Consider the following 20,879-nt stretch of genomic DNA (forward strand, 5'->3'; position numbering starts at 1 on the left):
ACACACTGCACGCGTCCACTATGTGGTTCCCAACCAACAACCCCCGGGAACACAACACAACTGAATAACAACACCACAGTTCCCCAAACCAGGGAACACGTTGTAACCACAGACTTCCCACCCACCCCCACACCCGGGGGCCCGGGCCGGGTAACAAAGTTACGGCGGTCATAGCGTGGGGGAAACGCCCGGTCCCATTCCGAACCCGGAAGCTAAGACCCACAGCGCCGATGGTACTGCACCCGGGAGGGTGTGGGAGAGTAGGACACCGCCGGACACACATTCAGGGGGAGCCCCGACCATGACGGTCGGGGCTCCACCCATTTAACCCATGAACGCAGAGCCAACGGGGGCAAAGGGTCGGTGGGTGGCGGGGCCCGGTGTGCGCCCCCAAAAAGCAAACAACAGGGCGCAGAGCGGGCCTAACAACCAAGGGGACGCAGGTAGAGTTGGTGCTCATGGACAGTCTTTTCAGCCACCCCGATTCGGAGCCTGGACCCTCGCAGGCAGACACTGATGGCCTTGAGCCGCTGGTTGTCACCGTAGTGGTTCCCAGCACTGTGTCCCACGCCTTCATGGGCTTCACGGACCACCCGCACCTCTGGTGGCCGCTTGCGGAGGAGAGCGTGTTCGGAGCCGGCTCCCACGTGGAGTTCGAAGAAAACCTGATCCTGGAGACCGCAGAGGATGGCCGTACCTCGGTTTGGGGAACCATCGACGATTGGCAACCGCCGTTGTCCTTCCATGCCAGTTGGTACCCCGCGAGCACACCCCTCTGGTCTACTGAGCTGCGCGTTTCCTTCCGTGCCGTGGAGGACGGGACAGAGGTGCGCTTGGTGCACGATGGCTGGGAAGGCGCTGAGGATCCTGCGGCCAGCCGTGCGTCGTATGCGGAGGGCTGGCCCCGCGTGCTGGAGCGTTATGTTCGATTCATGGGCGGAGCCGTTGCCTAGAATCCGACGGCTGGACCCTGCGGACTGGCGACTCCTGAAGAATGTGCGCCTGGAGATGCTTGCCGATACTCCTATGGCGTACGTCGAAAGCCTGGAAGCTGCACGCCGGCAAACCGATGCCCAATGGCAAGCGCGTGCTGCCGCAATGACAGGGGATTCGAGCATCACCTTGGTGGCGGACGGCGGGACGGAAGGTTCAGCGTTCTGCGCATTGATGAGAGTGGCCGTGAAGCAGCCCCAGGATACCCACAAACCACGGCAAGCGATGCTCATCAGTGTGTACGTCGCTCCGGAACACCGTGGGTTGGGGCTGGCAGACGAGTTGCTCCGCGAAGCCTGCGTGGCAGCCCGGACAGATCTGGGTGCCAGGATCCTGGAGTTGGGGGTGCATGAGGACAACACAAGGGCATTGGCCTTTTACAAGAGGCAGGGATTCGACGCTACGGGTGCCAGCCGACCCTATCCGCAGGACACGTCCAAGCGGGAACTCGTGATGGAACGGCGCCTGAGCTAGCTGCTTGATGCCCTAATCGGTCAGCCGGGGCACTGCAGTGCTGGACCTGACAACGAGCTTGGTGGGATGTTCGGCGTCCGTGGGTTCCATGACCAAGCCGTTGTTGATGGCGCCAAGGAGCGTTCGTACAGCGATGGCTCCCTGCCCCTTGGCGTCCTGGTCGATGGTGGTGAGGCCCATGACATTGCCGAGGTCGTGTCCGTCGATGCCGATCACCGAAAGATCGTCAGGTATCCGTAGCCCGAAGTCCCGTGCAGCGAGAATGGTCCCGATTGCCATCTCGTCGGAGGCTGCAAACACTGCGGTGGGCCGTTCAGGCGTGCCGGCCAAAAGCTGCCGCGCAGCGGAATATGCACCCTCAGTAGTGAAGTCCGCGGAAACGATCCATTCGGGCCGGAGCGCGCACCCGGCGTCGTTCATGGCTTTCTCGAAACCACTGCGCCGGGTTCCCGGCAATTTGAAGTCCTGCTCGTAGGCCGCGTCTCCGGTGATGTGGGCGATCTTCGTGTGCCCCAGCCCAAGGAGATGGTTGGTGGCCTTCTGCGCGATCGCGGTCTCGTCGATCCGGATGGTTGATGCCCCTGGCAGCGGACCGCCGATGCCAACAATGGGACGGTGGACGGCCAGAAGCTGCTGCATTTCTGCCTCGCTCAGCTCCAACGATACAGCGATGACCGCATCAACACGCTTCCGGAGCAGGAAGTCGTTGAAGACGCTGTGCCTATGCCGGGGATCCTCACCGATGTTGTACAGGGTCAGGTCATAACCTGCTTCGAGCAGTGCCGCGGAGGCGCCCTCGATCACGGCTGAGTAGAACCAGCGATGGACTGAGGGTACAACGAGGCCGACATTGTGCGTCCTGCCGGATGCCAGGCTCGAGGCATGGTAGGACAGCACAAAGCCAAGCTCGGCGGCGGCAGCCCGTGCGCGTTCCCGGCTTCCCGGGGAGACATGGCCTTTGCCGCTGAGGGCGCGGGAAACGGTGGCAACGGAGAGCCCTGCGCGCTCGGCGACGTCCTTGATGCCGGTCATGCCGCTCCTCGGGTAAGAAATTAGCTGGTGCTGAGCCAGATGCTCTCACCTGAGCCTAATGGATGGGCACTCCGCGGGTCGGCCACATCCGGTGCGCTGCGGAGGATGACACTGCCGTACGGCAGCGGTATCGGCTTGCTCCCGATGTTCATGATGACCAAGGTTTCGCCGTTGAGGTACGCGAGCGAGGATTCCGTGCAGTAGTCCTCCACCCACGCCAGGGAGCCCTGCCCCAGCCGGCGCATGGCGCGCTGGTCCAGCATCTGCCGGTAGAGGTTAAGGTGCGACGACGGATCGGCCTGTTGCTTGTCCCTCGCCAAGGTGGTCCAGGACTCGGGCAGCGGGAGCCAAGGGTCGGCGCCGGACCCAAACCCGGCATTCGGTTCCGAGGAGCGCCACGGCAGCGGCACGCGGCAGCCGTCCCGGCCGATCCTGGCTCCGCCTGTACGGGCAAACGTCGGGTCTTGGCGCATTTCGGCAGGAATGTTCGTGGAGTCGGGCAAACCCAGCTCTTCACCTTGGTACAGGTAAGCACCTCCGGGCAGGCCGAGCATGAACATCGTCGCCGCGGCAGCCCGCCGTCGTCCTAGTTGCTCGTCTGGTTGGAGGTCGTCAGGGCCTATCCCGTCCCCGTCACGGGGCCCCGGCCCGTCGTACCCGAAGCGGGAGGCGTGCCGCACGACGTCGTGGTTGGAAAGAACCCACGTGCTGGGTGCACCGACGGCGTCGAGAGCCACCAGTGATTCCGTAATGATGTGGCGGAGCCGGTGCATGTCCAGGCCTGCATGAAGGTAGGGGAAGTTGAAGGCTTGGTGCATCTCATCGGGACGAACCCACTGGGCGAGCCGGGGCAGGGGATCGACATTGGCCTCGGCGCACAGGATGCGGTCCGGGCCGTACTCCTCCAGGAGTGCCCGCCAGCCGCGGTAGATATCGTGCAGGGCGGGCTGGCCGAACATGGGCGCCTCATGCCCGGGGAAGCCTTCCGAGCTGTTGCCGTCGGCCCGGCCGCCCCAGTCGGGAAGGCCTGCAGCTTTCACCAAAGCGTGGGCCACGTCCACGCGGAACCCGGAGATACCGCGGTCGAGCCAGAAGCGCAGTACCCTCTCAAACTCGGCATGGACCGCGGGGTTGTCCCAGTTGAAGTCAGGCTGTGACGAATCGAAGAGGTGCAGGTACCACTGTCCGGGCCGGCCATCCGGCTCCGTGATCCGCGTCCAAGCGGGACCGCCAAAGTGCGATTGCCAGTTGTTGGGCGGTTCCATGCCGTCGATTCCCCGGCCGTCGCGGAAGACAAACATGTCCCGCTCAGGGCTGTCGGCAGGTGCCGCGAGTGCCGCTTGGAACGCGGCGTGCTGGTCGGATGAGTGGTTGGGGACCAGGTCTGCAATGACGCGGAGGCTGAGGCGGTTGGCCTCGGCGATGAGGGCGTCGAAGTCTGCGAGCGTACCAAAGAGGGGATCGACATCGCAGTAGTCGCTCACGTCATAGCCCGCATCGCGCTGGGGTGAACGGTAAAACGGCGACAACCACACAGCATCCACACCCAGCTCCGCGAGCTGCGCAAGCTCGGCCGTGATTCCTGCGAGATCGCCGATGCCATCGCCGTTGAGGTCGCGGAAGGACCGTGGATAGATCTGGTAGATGACTGCCGAGCGCCACCATCCATATGCGGAGGACGCCTCATGGACAGGGGTTACGACGGCGAATGCAGCAGCGGGAACAGAAGCCTCAGCTGAGAGCAATGAATCAACGGACATGAACACATCGTAGGAGAACCCGCTCTCGAATGGAAGCGCTTACATTTTCTAAACCCTGCGCCTGGCTGGATATTGAGAATGCGGCCTACCGTCCAGGATGTGCCGCGATATACATGATGGAAACGCTTGCAGATGACAGGGAACCTCCCTCAACCGTGCTGCAGGCACAAGGGATTTAGCTCTGCCGTGCCAAATAAAACCTGCTGTCCAAGGACGGCTGGGTTTCAGGCCGCTGGCTAGACTGTGAGCACTGAAAACACTGCGAAGACTGCCGGTTTGGCGTGTCCGTGGTGCTCATGTGAAGGGACCACCTTGTCGGACGAAACGGCCATGGCCGGAACAACACAGGAAAGCATCGAAAGCCGCACAGTCGGCCACCAGGATGAAGGGCAGCCAAACGCTCAGCAGCGCAGGTTCCTCGACGAACTCGCGGCAGGGCTTCGGATCGGCCAAATCGCCGAGGATGAAGCCACCCGCACCACCTACTCGGCGGACCAAGGTCCCCTGCTTGAACGGCACTTGCCCCTCGCCGTCGTCTGGGCTGAGTCAGTGGAAGACGTCCAGGTAATCGTCCGTCAATGCGCCACGTATCGGGTGCCGATCGTCTCCAGGGGAGCGGGGACTGGTGTTTCGGGCGGTGCGCACGCCACCCGTGGGTGCATCGTGTTGAGCCTCGAGCGGATGAACCGCATCCTGGACCTCAACCCGGACGACGAGACCGCCGTCGTCGAACCTGGTGTCATCAACGCGGAACTGAACGCGGCCGCAGCCGAATACGGATTGATGTACGCTCCGGACCCGGCGAGCTACAAGATCTCAACGATCGGTGGAAACGTAGCAACGAATGCCGGCGGGCTCCGCTGTGCCAAGTATGGAGTGACACGCGATTCCGTTCTGGCCCTGGACGTGGTCCTGGCAGATGGATCGCTCCTGCATACAGGCCATCAGACATTCAAGGGCGTGGCGGGCTACGACCTGACTGCCCTTCTGGTCGGCTCCGAGGGGACGCTGGGAATCGTGGTGGGTGTCACCGTCCGCCTGAAATACCTCCCCCGCGAAGTGCATACCATTGCAGCGTTCTATAAGGACTTCCGATCAGCGGCTGCCGGCGTGCTGGCGGTAGGCAAGGCCCGGGTACAGCCGGCCATCATGGAGTTGCTCGACAACGGTACTTTGGTGCAGCTGGACGAACTTAACGGCTCGGACCTGCAAACCCGGGGGAAGTCGTTGCTGCTCATCCAGACAGACGGCTTTGGCGCAGCTGCCGAGGCCGCCGTGGTCCGGCAGGTCCTGGCCGATGGTGGGGCCACCGTCACCATGGAAGCCAGCGAAGAAGCGGAAATGCTCGTGGAACTGCGGCGCAACAGCCGCGGCGTGGAGGTCGACGACGAATTCCGGGTGGGCGAGGATATCGCCGTTCCGCGCTCGCGGCTGGTGGACTTCGTTGCCGAACTTGAGGCGATGGCCGCCCGCTTCAATGTACGCCTCAAGGTGGTAGCCCACGCCGGCGACGGCAACCTGCATCCCACGTTCTGGATGGACCGTGTGGACCCTGCCACCGACGCCGGCGCCCTGATGAGGCTTAATGCTGCACTGGACGAATCTATTCGGGTCGGCCTGGAGATGGGCGGGACCATCACGGGCGAGCACGGCGTGGGGCAGTACAAGCTGCGATGGCTCGGCTTGGAGCAGCCCGAACCTGTGCGTGAGTTGCAGCGGAGGATCAAGGAACTGTTTGATCCCGCAGGGATCCTGAACCCGGGGAAGGCCATCTAGCTTCCGGGCCTGCCCTGTCGTTGCAGGCTCCCGCTCCTGGGTTTAGGCCACGTCATCTCATCTGGTATTCCAATTGATCTACACGCTGCCGCCTGATCACAATTTACAACCGTGTCATGCCTAATCTATTGTTACTTGGTATACCAAATGAAAAGAGTGGGGTAACGGTGGATCGTAGGGCCTGGAAGCGTGGCACGGGCAGTTCGGGGCTGGTATTGCTGGCGTTGGTCCTGGTATCCGTGAATCTAAGGCCTGCCATCACGACCATCGCCGGTGTCATGAACCAGCTGCACGGAGCCTTCGATCTGGATCCTGCGTTGCTTCCATTGCTGGGGACCTTGCCGGTGCTGGCTTTCGGCGTTTCAGGGCCGATCGGACCGTGGCTGGCTCAGCGACATGGGACCGGCAGGGCGGTAGCACTTGCCATGGTGGTCCTCACGGCAGCCCTCATTGTCCGAGCGACGGTGCCTGCGCTTCTCCTGCCCGGCACGTTCGTGGCGGGTATGGCCATTATGACCGCGAGCGTTCTGGTTCCCCGGATAGTCAAAGCGAATCGAGGGACGGGCTGGTGGACGGGGCTATGCACCATGGGCTTTGGGCTCGGTGCCGCCCTGGGTGCAGGCTTGGTCCAGCCGCTTGAACAGGCCTTGGGCGGCAGCCTGGCCTTTGCCCTGGCGGTCTGGGCCATGCCTGCGTTGCTGGGTGCAATCCTCATCCTCCGCGCTGAACCTCAGACGGGCTGTGGCCGGACGCCTCCGCCCACAGCCCCTCCGCCCACAGCGCTCCTGAGCGGGACGACGCTGGCTGAAGCGCCGCCGTCGTTGTCTGTTGCCAAGGCGAGTCCCCTCAGAAAGCAACGTACGGCGTGGGCCGTCACCGCGTTCTTTGGACTGCAGGCCATGTTGTACTTCGCCATCACGTCCTGGTTGGCCGTGTTCCTCACATCCAAGGGTCACTCCACGGCGGATGCTGCTGCGTTGCTGGCATGGTTCAGCCTGGCGGGGCTTCCCGCCAGCCTGATGGCTCCGGTTCTGGCAAGCCGCCCGAAGGTCCTTCGGGTACTCGCTCCCGGCCTGGGGGTCTCCGTCGCGCTGGCCCTGGTGGGCGTCCTGGTATCGCCGGCCGGGCTTCATTTCGCCATGGTCGGTGTGCTGGGAATAGTCCAGAGCGCCGGTTTTGGGCTTGGCATGGCGCTGGTGGTGATCCGTTCGGCAGGGCCCGAATCGGCGGGGAGGCTCTCAGCCATGAGCCAGGGCTTGGGTTTCGCCTTGGCGTCTCTCGGTCCACTGGCGGCCGGCGTGCTGCGTACGTGGACAGGCGGCTGGGAAGCGACCTTCCTGGCCTTGGCCGCGGAGGCACTGGTCCTGGCGGCGGCGGGCTTCCTTGCCATCCGTGGGCCGTTGGTGAGCCTTGAATCCACGGACGCTCAGTCCGGACCACGGAGTCGTCCGGAGCTTGTTCGCTGATCCTCCCGTCCAAGACAAAGGCTAATCCGGGCGGAGAGGCATGCGTCCCCTGTTCCGCGGGGCGCCGCCCGGCGTATCCTCGGCGGTATGACCAACTCAGCTAGCGGGACGAACGCGCAGGACACTCCTGCAACGGAGATTCTGGAAACCAACGAATGCTGGAAGTTGCTCCGCGGAGTTTCCGTGGGCAGGCTCGCCGTGTGGGTGGACGACCACCCGGACATCTTCCCTGTGAATTACAAAGTGGACCACGGAACCATGGTTTTCCGCACGGGAGAGGGCACCAAGCTCCACGCTGCCCTGAGTGACGCACCCGTGGCCATCGAAGCCGACGGTGTCAATGCGGAAACCGGGGTGGCCTGGAGCGTCGTCGTGAAGGGGCAGGCGTCCGCAGTGCAGCTGACACAGGACGTTCTGGACACCATTGGCCTCCTGTTGTTCCCCTGGGAAGCCGGGCAGAAGGACCAGTTCATCAGGATCACTCCGAGCGATGTGTCCGGCCGCCGCTTTAAGGTGACGCCCCCGGTGACGTGGTGGACGCCGTTGGACGATGCGCCCACGGCACGAGGAGAGTAACGCTTAACGCACAAACCGCCCTTGTTCGACCAATCGCAGGAGGACGGTCGAACAAGGGCGGCTTCTGCAGGGGTTAGACGAGCTCCAGTTGCTCGGCGACGACCTTTCCTGCATGGATCACAGTCCGGTCCTTACCGCGGTCCATAACCGTGGAAGCCACGGTTTCCCCGTCGACCAGGAGCAACTCAGCAGGGTCACCCACTTCGACGCCGGGACGATGGGCGGTGTCTTTGAGCCGCGTCGCGCGCGGGTCAAGGATGCTTGCGCCACCGATGGTGGCGATCGCAAGGCAGTGCTCGATCAGCTCGTCCTTGCGGAAACCGTGCGTGAAGGCCAGTTGCCAGGTGCGGTCCAGCATGTCTGTGTTGCCATAGGGGGACCAGTAGTCGCGCTGGCCATCCTCGCCCAAGCCCAGCCGAACCCCCGCTTCGGTGAGGAGCGGGATCGGCAGCTGACCGGCAGCAGCCGGAGCCACGGATGCGAGGGAGACGTCCAGTTCAGCGAACGCATCAATGATCCTGCGCGTGGTGGCCTCGTTGACGCTTCCCAATTGGTAGGCGTGTGACATGGTGACTTTGCCCTGCATCCCCAAGGCCCGGGTCCTTTCCAAGACGAGGTCCGTACTGAAGACGCCGAGCTCGCCCGGCTCGTGGAGGTGGATGTCGATCGGAACCTGGTACTTCTCGGCCAAGCCAAAGACGATGTCCAAGTGCCTGGCAGGATCCCGGTCGAGGGAGCACGGGTCGATTCCGCCCATCACGTTGGCACCGGCCTTCAGCGCCTCCTCCATGAGCTCCACCGTGCCCGCTTCCAACAACAACCCGGCCTGCGGGAAGGCGATGATGTCAACGGAGGCCTGGCCGGAAAAGCGGTCCTTGGCAGCAGCCACCGCTTCGAAGCGTTCCAGCCGGCAATCCACGTCCACTTGGGCGTAGGAACGCACCCGGGTGGTACCCCGTGCGATCATTCGGCCCAAGGTGTCGTTGACCCGATCCTGCAGGGGAACCTCGGCCTTGCGCCAGTTCTGCCGATCGTTCATCATCATGGCCCAGACGCCGGGGCCGCCCGTATGTTCCCGGAAGGGCAGGCCGATCCGGGTGGAGTCCAAGTGCACGTGGACATCCGAGAAGGACGGCAGCAGCAGGCGGTTGCGGCCGTCCAGGACGGCGGTCCCGTCCGGGACCGCCCGACCCGGGTCATGGGGTTCGACGGCGGTGATCTCGCCGCCCGTAAGCGTGACGTCGCTCAGGGATTGCCCCCAGGGACGGGCGGCACGGATCAGGGTGTTCAAGGTGTTCTCCTTCGATCGTGGGTCTATTGCACACCCGCCAACGCTTGGGCGGCCACCCCGGGGTGGTGGCAGGCGGGGGCGGAAGGCGTGGCGGGTACAGGAATTTCGTTCAGGCACCGCTGGCGCTGCTCTTCGGGAAGCGTGGCGATCAGCGGGCAACGGGTCCGGAAGACACAGCCGCTCGGCGGATTAGCCGGCGAAGGCAGGTCTCCACGGAGCCGGATCTTGACCTGTTCGCGGGCTGCCCTCGGGTCTGGTAGCGGCACGGCAGAGAGCAGTGCCTTGGTGTATGGATGCCGGGGCTCATTGAACAAGGCATCACGAGGACCTTGTTCCACGATCTTTCCCAGGTACATCACGGCCACGTCATGCGAGATATGCCGGACCACGGAGAGGTCGTGTGCGATGAAAATGTAGGAGACCCCGGTATCGCGTTGTATCTGCTGCAACAGGTTCACCACCTGCGCTTGGACTGAAACGTCCAGGGCGGAAACGGGTTCGTCGCACACAATCACGGACGGGTTCAAGGAGATGGCCCGGGCGATGCCGACCCGTTGGCGCTGACCGCCCGAGAACTCGTGCGGGAACCGGTTGTAGTGTTCGGGCTTGAGGCCTACTTGGTCCAGGAGTTCCTTGACGCGGTTCTTCAACCCACCAGGCGGGTTGATTTTCTGCGCAACCATTGGAGCGGCGATGGCCGTGCCCACAGTTTGGCGCGGATTCAAGGACGCGAAAGGATCCTGGAAGATCATCTGGACCTTGCGACGGAAGTTGTAGAGGTCCCTTCCACGCAACCGGCTGATGTCTTCGCCGTCTACGAGGATGCGACCGCCGGTCGGGTCCATGAGCCGGGCCACCATTCGTCCAGTGGTCGACTTACCGCACCCCGACTCGCCGACCAGCCCCAAAGTCCGGCCTCGCGCCAGACTGAACGTCACGCCGTCGACGGCTTTGACGGAACGCTTGGCGGCACCCGGCAGCAGACCGCCTTTGAGCGGGAAATGTTTCTGAAGGTTCTCCACCTGGAGAATTGGCTGACTGTCCATGGCGGGTCCTAACGGGAAGTACGGATGGTGAGGAGCTGTGGGCCGCTTAGATGGCAGCGCTTGCCATGACCTGCCTCGACCGTGAATTCGGGACGTTGCTTGGCGCAGACACCGTTACCGGCTAGCTCGGCGTATTGGCACCTCGCGCTGAAGATGCAGCCCTTGGGCAGGTCAAGGAGCGACGGCGGCTGGCCGGGTATGGGGTTCAGCTCGCTTGAGGCGGTGGTCAAGGTTGGCATCGAGTTGAGTAGCCCCAAGGTATAGGGGTGCCGCGTGTCGTAGAAGATCTCGTCCACCGGACCGGACTCCACGCACTGACCGCCGTACATGACCAGTACGTCATCGCAAACTTCGGCCACCACGCCGAGATCGTGCGTAATCAGGATGAGGGCCGAGTTGGTTTCCTGCTGCAGTTCAGCCATGAGATCCAGGATCTGCGCCTGGACTGTGACATCCAGTGCGGTTGTGGGCTCGTCTGCGATCAGCAGCTCCGGCTCGCAAATCAACGCCATGGCGATCATGGCCCGCTGGCGCATCCCGCCGGAGAAGTGGTGCGGGTACTCGTCGAACCGCTGTCCTGGACTGGGGATTCCCACCCTTCCCAGCATGTCGACGGCCGCCGCCCTGGCCTGCTTCCTGCTGGCGTTGTTATGGACCAGGTATGCCTCGGCGATCTGGTGTCCCACAGTGTAGAAGGGGTGCAGGGCGGAGAGCGGATCCTGGAAGATCATTCCGATGTTGCGCCCGCGCAATTGCCGCATGGCGGACTCAGGAAGCGCTACCAGGTCCTTGCCTTGGAACATCGCCTGCCCGGTGACCTGTGCAGAGGTGCCTTTCAGGAGTCCCATGAGTACTTGGCTTGTGACCGACTTTCCAGAGCCGGACTCGCCAACGATGCCCAGCGTCCGGCCCCTCTCCAGAACGAAGTCCATGCCGTTGACGGCGGACACCAGGCCATCGTCTGTAGGGAACTTCACGGACAGGTTGCGGACATCCAGGAAAGCGCTGCCGGCTGCGTGCTCGACGTCGATGCCGGCCGGACTGGTCAGTGATTCGGGAGCCAGTGGTGCGTGGGTCATTGGAGCCTCACTCGGGGATCGATGGCGGCGTAGGCGAGGTCGACCAGGACGTTGGCGACGACGACGAAGAAAGCAGCGAGCATGGTGATGGCCATGGTCACGGGAAGGTCTCCGGAGATGGCCGCATGGACCGCGGTGAAGCCCAGTCCGGGAACGGAGAAAATCTGCTCGGTCAGGACCGCACCGCCCAGCAGCAGGCCGATGTCCATGCCAAGCATGGTCACCACCGGTGTGATGCCGGCACGGACGCCGTGTTTGAAAGTGACGGTCCGGGGTGCCAGTCCCTTGGCACGGGCAGTCCGGATGAAGTCCTCGCCGAATGTCTCGATCATGTTGGTCCGCGTGACCCGGATGTATGAGGCACTGAAGAGTACGGCCAGTGCGATCCATGGCAGGAGGTAGTTGGCTACCCACGCTCCAGGGCCCTGGGGGCCGAAGGGGCTGTTGATCTCATTGGTGGTGAAGGGCAGCAGGTGCAGCTGGTTGACGAAGAGGAGCAGAAGGAACAGGCCGGTGACAGGGATGGGCAGCGAAACGCCTACGGACGCAGCGCCCACAATGAACTTGTCCACGGGCGAACCTTTGCGGAGCGCGGCCAGGAGGCCGAGCCCCACACCGGAGATGGTCCACAGCACCAGCGCACCGATGGCCATGGAGAAGGTGTACGGGAGCGAACGGCCGATGATGTCGGCGACGTTCTCGTTGGTCTGGAACGACTTCCCCAGGCAAGGCCACTCGCACAGGGTCTGGGCACCGGGGGCGCCGATCATCCTGGATGAGAAAAGCCCTCGCATGTAGTCGGCGTACTGAACAAAGAAGGGCTGGTCCATTCCAAGCGCTACACGGGCCTCGGCTACGCGTTCGGGTGTGCACTCCTGTCCACAAGCGGCAGCGGCGGGATCTGATGGGCCGAGCTGGAAGAGCGTGAAGGTGATGAAACTGACGGCGGTGAGCAGCAGGACCAACGATCCGGTCCTGCGAAGAATGAAAGTCAACATGGTGGTGGTTGCGGGCCGCCCGTTGGCACGGGCGGCCCGTTTCTCCTTCCGGACGAAGCCCGTTAGTGCTCGACGCCGACGATCGAGAGGTCGATGCCGCCGAAGAAGTAGCCCACCTGCGCGTTCCGGACGTTGGATCCGACCACACTGTTGGTGTGGCTCCGGATCAGGGGGACGATCGGGTAGGTCTTCAAGGCCGTGCCGAATGCCTCGGACCACTTCTTGCCAAGTTCTTCAGACGAACCGTCGGTGTTCCGCAGTTCGAACATCGTCTTGGAGACCTCGGAGTCGAAGTAGCGGGAAGTGTTGGAGAAACCGTAAGTCGTGCCGTCGTTGTTTGGTCCCAGCAGGGGATCGGCCGACGTGCGGACCGAGGCGGGGTCGGCGCCGCCGCACCAGCCGGAACGGCCAAGGTCGGGGAGTTGCTCGCTGGCCATGATGGAGTAGTAGTTCGGCGCCGGGATGGCCACGAGCTCGACGTCAATGCCGAGGGCCTTCAGGTTCTGCTGGACCACGGTGCCGGTGTTCTTGTAGGCATCGCGGTTGTTGGCGTAGCCGTACGTGAGGGTCTTGGGGTATTCCTTGCCCTCGAGGAGCTTCTTGGCTTCCTCGAGCTTGGGTTTGCCGGCGGGATCCAGTTCAAGTTCGGTCTCCACGTACCCGCGCATCTTGTCGTTCAGCGGGCTCTGGGTCAGCTCGCCAAAGCGGCGTCCGCCGTATTGGACCAGGATGGATTGGCGGTCCAGGGCCAGGGCGATTGCCTTGCGGACGTCCGGGTCCTTGATCTTCTCCGTGTTCAGGCTCAGGACGTCGTTGCAGCCCAGGAGCCCGGACGCAACGCGGTCCTTGACCTTGGCATCCGCCAGCTTGGCCGAGTCCGAGGTCTGCAGCGCACCGTTGGAGTCCAGGGTGATGGCGTTCGGATCCGAGTCGGCCAGGAGCTGCTGGCTGATGGTGGCCTGCGATGTGGAGAGCGAGAAAGTGAAGGTATCCGGCAGTGCCGTTCGGTTGGAGTCCGTGGCGGGATCCCAGTGCGGGTTGCGGACCAGCTTCAGGGACTTGCCCCGGTTGTAGGACTCCACCATGTATGGTCCTGAAGACACCGGGTGGTTGGTGTAGTCCAGCTTGGTGTCCTTGGCCTTCGGGACGGGGGCTGTGTTGGAACGGGACGCCAACGCGGGGAATTCGGCAAAGGGCTTCTTGAGGTGGAAGACGACCGTGCGGTCATCGGGTGTTTCAACCGCCTGAAGCACAGCGGCAGGATCCTTGTACGGCCCCTTGTACCCGCCGGCGTCGAGGGCTGCATTGAATTCCTGCGGCGCCTGGGTGAAGACGTCTTGCGCGAAGGTGCGTTCCACGCCGTACTTGATATCCGCGGAGGTAATGGGGGTGCCATCCTCGAACTTCACGCCTTCCTTGAGGGTGAACGTCCAGCTGAGGCCGTCATCGGAAACTTTTCCGGTGTCCGTGGCGAGGTCGGGAACAACTGTTGGCGGCTGTCCCGCTGTTTCCTTGGCCATGGTGAGTGTCCGGTAGTAGAGCTGGCCAACGTTCGCAGTCTGGACATAGTTGCTGTTGCCGGGGTCCAGGGTCTGGAAGTCCGAGGACATCAGGACGTTGATGTTGCCGCCCTTGGTGTCGAAGCCGGACTTGACCACAACCGGGGCCAGCTCGGTGACGGACTCCGGCTTGGAGTTGTTGGGCTGGTTCTGCCCGGCGCTGCAGCCGGTGGCGGCCATGGCGATCAGCACGGAAAGCGCCAGTGCTCTCGTGGGGGTTTTCATGTTGCTCCTCTGAGGGTGGGTGAAAAAACAGGGGGTTTAGTGGCGGGATGCCTTGGGATCCAAGGCATCCCGGACGGCGTCACCCAGGAGGTTGAACGCCAGGACGGTGACGATGAGCATGACGCCCGGCACGGCCAGGAACCATGGATCACTGAGGTACCAGTTGCCCGACTGTGCTGCGTTCAGCATTTGGCCCCACGACGGTGTGGGGTCCTTGACGCCGACTCCCAGGAAGGACAGTGCTGCTTCTGCGGAGATGTTGGTGGGGATCAGCATGGTGGCGTACACCAGCACGACGCCCATGACGTTGGGGATGATCTGACGGAAGAGGACACTCACATGGGAGGCGCCGAACGAGCGGGCGGCTTCCACGAATTCGCGCTCCCGCAGGCTCAGCACCTGTCCCCGGACAATCCGGGCAAGGTAGGCCCAGCCGAAGAAACCAAGGATGATCACCAGCGACGCCATGGGAAGGAAGCTGCCTTCACCAAGCGGCGTATCGCGGAGGCGTGATTGCAGGATGGGGGTCAGGGAAAGGACCAGGAGGAGGTGGGGGAAGGCAAGAAAGAGGTCCATGATCCGGCTGATGATGGCATCGGTCCTGCCGCCGAAGTAGCCCGCTGTGGCACCCAACACAGTTCCAAGGACTACGGAAACCGCCGTGGACAGCAGGGCGATCGTGAGGGAGACCTGTCCGCCGTAGGCGAGCCTGGCAAAGAGGTCGCGGCCCAGGCCCGGCTCGACTCCGAGCCAGTGTTCGGCCGAGGGGTACATGTAGCCGGGGAGCGGCAAACCCGGTGTCTGGAAGTCGTCCAGTACTTGGGGGCTCGTGTTGGACGTGAAGGGGTCGTTCCCGGACATCGCGCTGAGCACGGGGGCAAGGATGGCGAACAGCATGATGGCTATCACTACGCACAGGCTGAGGAGGGCGATTTTGCTGCGCCGGATCCTCAACCAGGCCGTGGCGAGCAAGGAGCGTGCCTCGGCGGGTGCTTCCTTGGACTCCGGCGACGCTGCCGGAAGGAGCGGCGGACTGCCGGTGTTCGCTTCGACGGGTTGTAACTGGGTCAACGGTTCTGCTCGTTTCATGATCCACGGAGCGGGCTCCGAAAGTTTTGTATACCAAAGTAGACTAGATCACGATTGATGCGATGTAAATCACAAACAATGTACTGTTTGGAATACCAGATACCTGTTTTATGGACCGAAGGAGCCACCCTTGCCTACCAAGGTCACCGCCCGCTATGTGTTGGGTTTCAAGAACGGACAGCATGCGCTGTTGACGGACGCCTGCGTGGTTTACGACGGCGACGTCATCGTCCATGTAGGCCGCGACTACCAGGGGCCAATCACAGAGGAACGGCATCTCGGCGATGCGCTGCTGATGCCGGGCCTGATCGACCTGGACGCACTCACTGACATTGACCACCTCATCCTTGACAGTTGGGCCGGACCGGAGCACGCCAAGGGACACCAGTGGTCCGAGGACTACTTCCGCAACCGCCGCGCGGATGTCTTCACCGCGGAAGAGCGCCAGCAGATCCGGGAGTATGCGTTGATCCAGTTGGTCCTGCACGGGATCACCACGTACATGCCGATTGCCTCCGAAGTGCACTCCGAATGGGCAGAGCCGCTGCAGGAACTCATCGGCATGGCTGAAACCAGCCGGCGGCTGGGCCTGCGCGCCTACCTTGGCCCCGCGTACCGCTCGGGCGTGAATGTTGTATTGGACAACGGCGAACGTTCGGTGATGTTCGACGGCGGCCGTGGCCGTGAGGGACTGGCCGACGCCTTGCGCTTCATTGACTACGCGACAGAACTGGCTGATCCGCTGGTCACCGGTGTACTCCTGCCGTGCCGCATCGAAACCCTGGACATGGAAGTCCTCGCAGCAACGGCGGCAGCTTCCGAAGAACGGGACGTTCTGGTTCGCCTGCACTCACTGCAGGGACTTGTGGAGCGCGAACTCATCCTGGACTGGCACGGAATCCCGCCCTTGGAACTCATGGAGCGGGCGGGCCTGCTGAATCAGCGGCTCCTCATTCCGCATGCAACCTTCATCGACCGCAATCCTGCCGTTCATGGAGAAGACCGGGGTGACCTGGCCCGGTTGGCAGGCAGCGGCGCCAGCATCATCCACTGCCCGTTGACGTCCATGCGCTACGGCAGCACGCTGGATTCCTTCAACGCCTACAAGGAAGCCGGCGTCAACATCTCCCTGGGCACCGATTCCTTCCCGCCCGACCTGATCCGTGGCATCGACGCCGGGGTCCAGCTTGCCAAGATCCTGGCAGGGAGGAACGACGCCGGCGACGTCGCCGGATACTTTGACGCGGCAACTTTGGGCGGTGCCAACGCGCTCCGGCGTCCCGATCTTGGCCGACTTCAGCCGGGAGCCCAAGCAGACCTGGTGGCGTTCTCTTTGGGAGACATTCGCGACGGAGTGCACGACGACCCCCTCCGCACCCTCACCCTCAACGGAACAGCCAGGCAGGCTGTGCTCTCTGTGGTGGCGGGACGCACCATCATGGCAGACGGCATGATTGACGGAGTAGACCTGGACTACTGGCGCGGAAGGGCGCAGGAACTCTTCGAAAAGATGCGTGCCGCCTACTCCGACAGGGACGCGCTCAAGCGTCCCGCCGACGAGCTCTTTCCGCCCGTGTATGCTCGGTTGGAACGCTGACCGGCACCGTCCGGCAATTGGAGCGGACGCTGGCATGAAGGGAAGTTGGACAGTGGCTGAGGCGATGCCGGAAACCGGAAATGGCCGCGATGACGAGGCCCGCGCGGAGTACGTCTACCAACTGGTGCTGGAGGGCATCGTCACGGGCACTTTCGCCCAGGGATCCCGGCTCCGGGAACGGGAACTTTCCGACTTGTACAGCGTCTCCAGGATTCCGGTCCGCGAGGCCATCCAGCGTCTGGAGCAGGATGGCTTCGTGGCCACCTTTCCCCGCCGGGGGGCCGTGGTCCGCCAGTTGACTCTTGCAGACGTCAACGAACTCTTCGATGTCCGGCTTTGCCTGGAGACCTTCGCCGCCCGCATGGCAGCCACCCGCGTCGCCGAAGGGCACTCCGGCGGGCGGCTGGAAGAGCTCATGGAAGCATCCAAGGCCGCCATCGATGAGGACCGCGTGGACGATGTTGCCCTCATCAGCGCCGAGCTCCACGCCGAGATTGTTCGGCTCTCGGGCAACAGGCTCCTCATGGAATCCGTGAAACCACTGTTCGGACGCATGCGCTGGATTTTCGGGCTGGCGCATAATCGCAGCAACGAACTCCAACGCGACGAACACACGCAACTGTGCAACGCGATCCTCAAGGGCCGGCCGGACCTTGCCTACTCCTTGGCGTATTCGCACATCGAGCTGGGGCGCGAACCCGTCCTGGCAGGCCTGGCCGAAACCCTGGAACCCTGAAAATCCAGGTCAGTCGTCGGCGTCGGGGTACTCTTCCACCTCGTCGTAGCGCCCTGATTCCTCTACTTCGACTTCGAGGATCTTGAGCATCTCCGTGTCCGGGTTCAGCATGATCGCGGCTTCGTCGCGGCGGTGCTGGAGCACCGAGTCCAGATAGGACTGCACGGTCTCCGCGAGGGGGACGTAGCGGTCCTGCTTTTGGCTCATGTACCACCGGTGCTCCAGGACCTCGTGCACCACTTCCGCGGGCTCCAGCTTTCCAGCAAGGTGCCTGGGGATGGAACGCACAATCGGCTCGAAGATCTGGCTGACCCAGGCATGGGCGCTGATTTCCTCGTCCAAGTCCGGGTTGTTGTCCGCCCGGAACTGGTCCATATCGTTAAGCAGCCGGCGGGCCTGGTTTTCCTGCGCGTCCAGTCCGGTCAGGCGCAGCAAGCGCCGCTGGTGATGGCCGGCGTCGACGACCTTGGGCTGCAACTGGATGGTTGAGCCGTCCGCCGTGGTCTTGATGGCGTATTCCTCGACGTCGAAGCCCAGCTCGTTGAGGCGCCGGATGCGGGCGCCCACGCGCCAGCGCTCGCCGAGCTCGAAGGATTCCTTCTCCGTCAGTTCAGCCCACAGCCTGCGGTAGCTGTCCATGATGAGCTCACTGGTTGCTACCGGATCCACCTTCTCCTCGATCAGCCCGCCATCCAGCAGGTCCATCAGCTCGCCGGCAATGTTGACGCGGGCGATCTCGAGGTCGTATTCGCGCTGGCCCATGGACAGGTCCGGGTAGAGCTCGCCCGTTTCGGCGTCCACAAGGTAAGCGGCGAACGCGCCGGCGTCGCGACGGAACAGGGTGTTGGACAGTGAAACGTCACCCCAGTAGAAGCCGATGAGGTGCAAACGGACCAGCAGCAATGCCTGGGCGTCGATCAGGCGCGTCAACGTATCCTTGCGCAGCATCTGCGAGAAGAGCGCACGGTACGGCATGGAGAACTTCAGGTGCCGCGTCACCAGCACCGGATTCAGCGGTTTGCCGTCTGCTGTGGTGCGGCCGGTGATAACGGCAACGGGCTCGACGCACGGAACGTCCAGCCGGGCAAGCTTGCGCAGCATGTGGTATTCATGGCGGGCAACGTGCTCCGACGTTTCCTTGATGGCAATGACCGAGCCGCCCAAATGGGCAAACCGCACAATGTGCCGGGAAATACCGCGGGGGAGCGCCGCCAGGTATTCGGCAGGCCAGTCTTCCAAAGCGATGTGCCACGGCAAGTCCAGCAGTTCCGGGTCCGCTGCGGCAGCGGTGATATTCAGCGAGCCGATGACGCTCGCCGGTGGTGCGGTGTCCTGCGCGCTCGCAGCCTCGGTGCGGGGGAGCTTGCCGATCTGGCCGTAGTCCGTAGGTTCATCGTGCCACTGGGCTTCGTTCTGCTCGCTCATGCCTCAATTGTTCCGTACTCGCCGTTGTTGGTTGTCATTGTTCCCGGGAAGGGGGAAACGGGCTTTGCGGACCAGTCGACGCCGGGTGCTTCCTGGAAGGTGACCCCCTGCCTGGTGAGGCGCTCGCCAAAGGCGCCCAACCGGCGTCGGAAATCACCAAGGTCCCGGGCATCCTGATCCGACCACGCGACTTCAGCCAGAGCGATGGTCCTCGGATACATGAGCCAGTAAGCCTGCTGGTTGCCGCGGACTGTTTCGGTCCACAAAGGGCCCTCCACGCCCAGGATGTGGTGGTCTTCCAGGCCACCCTGGGCTGGGTTCCAGTCGTAGGACTCGGCCCAGGTGAACGGTCCGCCTTCCACCCAGGAAAGTCCGATGGGGCTTCCGGCGTCGTACTTCTGGTCCAAGTAGGTGGTGGCCGCCGGGGACATGATGACTTTGGATTCACCGTTTGCGGCCCGGCGGAGGACGGGGGCGAAATCGCCATGCCAGTACTGCACCGCGGCCCCGTCCGGAAGGTCCACCTCCGCGTATTCGTTCCAGCCCACCACGGCCTTGCCCGTTTCGGCGCCGATCCGGGCGAACTCCTTGACCATGGTGACGTAGTTGTCATGCCCGGTGACCAGGGCTTCGTCGCCACCGATGTGCAAGTAGGGGCCGTCAGTTGTGGCAGCCAGCTGGCCAAGGACCTCACGAACGAATTCGTAGGTGACGGGCAACCCCGCGTCCAGGGTCGAATAGCCAACGTCACCGGTAGTGTTCATAGGTTTCGCTTTGCCGTCCGGGTTCAGCTGCGGGATGGCAGCCAGGGCGGCATTGACGTGGCCGGGCAGGTCGATCTCCGGAACCACCAAGACGTTCCGTGCTGCCGCGTAAGACTGGATGTCCCTAAATTCCTGCTGCGTGTAAAAGCCGGTGTGCCCGGGTCCCAGGCCTGTACCGGGATGGTCCACGCCGCCGCCGACGGCAGTGAGATTCCTGTAGTCCAGTCCGGACGGGTTGTCGGCCGGCTGGTGGATCTCGATGCGCCACGCCTGGTCATCGGTCAGGTGGAGGTGCAGTGCGTTCAGCTTGAACTGGGCCATGACATCGATCTGCTCCTTTACTTCGTCCACCGTGAAGAAGCTGCGGGCTACGTCCAGCATGAGACCCCGATATCCGAACCGGGGTGCGTCCTTGATTTCGACGGCGGGAATCGCCCAGATGCCCCGCTCTGCATTAGCGTCGGTGGATTCGGGCGATTCGGTGAGAGAGCGTTCGATGGCAGGAGGGAACAGTTGGCGGAGTGTTTGGAAAGCGTTGAAAAGACCGGCCTGCGTTGTCGCCGTGAGCCGGGCACCGGCGTCGGTGACGGTGAGCGCGTAAGCCTCGGGGCCGCCGTCGGGCGTTTTCCCCAGTTCCACCGAGATGTCACCCGGGCTGAAGAGATCGACGATCGGCAGTTCAAAACCGGTGCCACGACGCAAGAACGCCGCGAGTTGCCCGGCCACTGGTAGCGCCTCGCCGCTCGCGGCGATCCGCGCATTCGGGGCGAGCGTGAAACCGTTGCTTTCCATGCGGGCGACGTGCGAGGGCCGGGGGATCAGGTCTTCGGAGGTTGTCATGCCGTTCTTTCTGCGCGGGAAGGGTTAACGCGAGAGCGGCCCGACCTTGAAGGGTCGGGCCGCTATCAGTACTGAGCTGGGCCCACGCCGGCAGGGTTCCCTGGCCGAAGCGAAGCGAGGCTAGGGGGCCGGTGGGTGGGCCCACGCCGGCAG

At 63.3% G+C, this 20,879-nt stretch carries 17 protein-coding genes and 1 rRNA gene; 8 read left to right on the forward strand and 10 right to left on the reverse strand.

Annotated elements, in window-relative coordinates; all coding sequences use genetic code 11:
- The first annotated feature begins 160 nt into the window (after positions 1 to 160).
- From rrf to AB0N65_RS05695, 3 genes are all read left to right on the forward strand, one after another.
- Positions 161 to 277, forward strand: a 5S ribosomal RNA gene (gene rrf, locus AB0N65_RS05685).
- A 181-nt stretch (positions 278 to 458) separates the two neighbouring features.
- Positions 459 to 953, forward strand: coding sequence for an SRPBCC domain-containing protein (locus AB0N65_RS05690; RefSeq protein ID WP_364158887.1), 495 nt, complete (start codon positions 459 to 461; stop codon positions 951 to 953).
- Positions 946 to 1,467 (forward strand): N-acetyltransferase, encoded by a 522-nt coding sequence (locus AB0N65_RS05695; RefSeq protein ID WP_364158890.1) that lies wholly within the window; start codon positions 946 to 948, stop codon positions 1,465 to 1,467. Before AB0N65_RS05690 ends, AB0N65_RS05695 begins: the two co-directional genes overlap by 8 nt.
- A gap of 12 nt (positions 1,468 to 1,479) precedes the next feature.
- On the opposite strand, the gene AB0N65_RS05700 is transcribed toward AB0N65_RS05695, so the two are convergent.
- Both AB0N65_RS05700 and AB0N65_RS05705 read right to left on the reverse strand, forming a co-directional pair.
- Positions 1,480 to 2,499, reverse strand: a complete 1,020-nt coding sequence (locus tag AB0N65_RS05700) for a LacI family DNA-binding transcriptional regulator (protein WP_364158893.1) — start codon at positions 2,497 to 2,499, stop codon at positions 1,480 to 1,482.
- A 20-nt stretch (positions 2,500 to 2,519) separates the two neighbouring features.
- On the reverse strand, positions 2,520 to 4,259 hold the full coding sequence (locus AB0N65_RS05705; RefSeq protein WP_364158895.1) for a glycoside hydrolase family 13 protein: 1,740 nt from the start codon (positions 4,257 to 4,259) through the stop codon (positions 2,520 to 2,522).
- Positions 4,260 to 4,589: 330 nt separating this feature from the next.
- On the opposite strand from AB0N65_RS05705, the gene AB0N65_RS05710 reads away from it, so the two are divergent.
- From AB0N65_RS05710 to AB0N65_RS05720, 3 genes are all read left to right on the forward strand, one after another.
- Positions 4,590 to 6,035 (forward strand): FAD-linked oxidase C-terminal domain-containing protein, encoded by a 1,446-nt coding sequence (locus AB0N65_RS05710; RefSeq protein WP_364159574.1) that lies wholly within the window; start codon positions 4,590 to 4,592, stop codon positions 6,033 to 6,035.
- A 167-nt stretch (positions 6,036 to 6,202) separates the two neighbouring features.
- Complete coding sequence (locus AB0N65_RS05715) at positions 6,203 to 7,501, forward strand: MFS transporter (protein WP_364158897.1); 1,299 nt, start codon at positions 6,203 to 6,205, stop codon at positions 7,499 to 7,501.
- An 87-nt stretch (positions 7,502 to 7,588) separates the two neighbouring features.
- Entirely contained in the window at positions 7,589 to 8,077 is a 489-nt protein-coding gene (locus tag AB0N65_RS05720; protein WP_364158900.1) for a pyridoxamine 5'-phosphate oxidase family protein, read from the forward strand.
- A 73-nt stretch (positions 8,078 to 8,150) separates the two neighbouring features.
- On the opposite strand, the gene AB0N65_RS05725 is transcribed toward AB0N65_RS05720, so the two are convergent.
- The 6 genes from AB0N65_RS05725 to AB0N65_RS05750 form a co-directional block, all read right to left on the reverse strand.
- On the reverse strand, positions 8,151 to 9,368 hold the full coding sequence (locus tag AB0N65_RS05725) for an amidohydrolase family protein (protein WP_364158903.1): 1,218 nt from the start codon (positions 9,366 to 9,368) through the stop codon (positions 8,151 to 8,153).
- A 23-nt stretch (positions 9,369 to 9,391) separates the two neighbouring features.
- A complete protein-coding gene (locus AB0N65_RS05730; RefSeq protein WP_364158906.1) occupies positions 9,392 to 10,414 on the reverse strand; it encodes an ABC transporter ATP-binding protein in 1,023 nt (340 codons plus the stop codon).
- Between the two features lie 8 nt (positions 10,415 to 10,422).
- Positions 10,423 to 11,493 carry an ABC transporter ATP-binding protein gene (locus AB0N65_RS05735; protein ID WP_364158909.1) on the reverse strand — a complete coding sequence of 357 codons (1,071 nt, stop codon included), beginning with the start codon at positions 11,491 to 11,493 and terminating at the stop codon, positions 10,423 to 10,425.
- A complete protein-coding gene (locus tag AB0N65_RS05740) occupies positions 11,490 to 12,491 on the reverse strand; it encodes an ABC transporter permease (protein ID WP_364158911.1) in 1,002 nt (333 codons plus the stop codon). Before AB0N65_RS05740 ends, AB0N65_RS05735 begins: the two co-directional genes overlap by 4 nt.
- Positions 12,492 to 12,553: 62 nt before the next feature.
- Positions 12,554 to 14,275: an ABC transporter substrate-binding protein gene (locus AB0N65_RS05745; RefSeq protein WP_364158914.1), complete on the reverse strand. Its 1,722-nt coding sequence runs from the start codon at positions 14,273 to 14,275 to the stop codon at positions 12,554 to 12,556.
- Positions 14,276 to 14,311: 36 nt separating this feature from the next.
- Positions 14,312 to 15,364: an ABC transporter permease gene (locus tag AB0N65_RS05750; protein ID WP_364158916.1), complete on the reverse strand. Its 1,053-nt coding sequence runs from the start codon at positions 15,362 to 15,364 to the stop codon at positions 14,312 to 14,314.
- A 130-nt stretch (positions 15,365 to 15,494) separates the two neighbouring features.
- Between AB0N65_RS05750 and AB0N65_RS05755 the strand changes: the two genes are divergently transcribed.
- Together AB0N65_RS05755 and AB0N65_RS05760 are read left to right on the forward strand one after the other, a co-directional pair.
- Positions 15,495 to 16,961: a chlorohydrolase family protein gene (locus AB0N65_RS05755; RefSeq protein ID WP_364158918.1), complete on the forward strand. Its 1,467-nt coding sequence runs from the start codon at positions 15,495 to 15,497 to the stop codon at positions 16,959 to 16,961.
- Positions 16,962 to 16,995: 34 nt separating this feature from the next.
- Positions 16,996 to 17,697, forward strand: coding sequence for a GntR family transcriptional regulator (locus AB0N65_RS05760; RefSeq protein WP_364158921.1), 702 nt, complete (start codon positions 16,996 to 16,998; stop codon positions 17,695 to 17,697).
- A 9-nt stretch (positions 17,698 to 17,706) separates the two neighbouring features.
- Here the strand turns inward: AB0N65_RS05760 and AB0N65_RS05765 are convergent, their stop codons facing one another.
- Positions 17,707 to 19,122, reverse strand: a complete 1,416-nt coding sequence (locus AB0N65_RS05765; protein ID WP_364158923.1) for a DUF4032 domain-containing protein — start codon at positions 19,120 to 19,122, stop codon at positions 17,707 to 17,709.
- Positions 19,119 to 20,726, reverse strand: coding sequence for a beta-N-acetylhexosaminidase (locus AB0N65_RS05770; protein WP_364158926.1), 1,608 nt, complete (start codon positions 20,724 to 20,726; stop codon positions 19,119 to 19,121). The genes AB0N65_RS05765 and AB0N65_RS05770 overlap by 4 nt, the downstream gene beginning before the upstream one ends.
- Positions 20,727 to 20,879: the final 153 nt, after the last annotated feature.

The organism is Paenarthrobacter sp. NPDC089322 (assembly GCF_040684895.1).
In the GTDB taxonomy this organism is placed as follows: domain Bacteria; phylum Actinomycetota; class Actinomycetes; order Actinomycetales; family Micrococcaceae; genus Arthrobacter.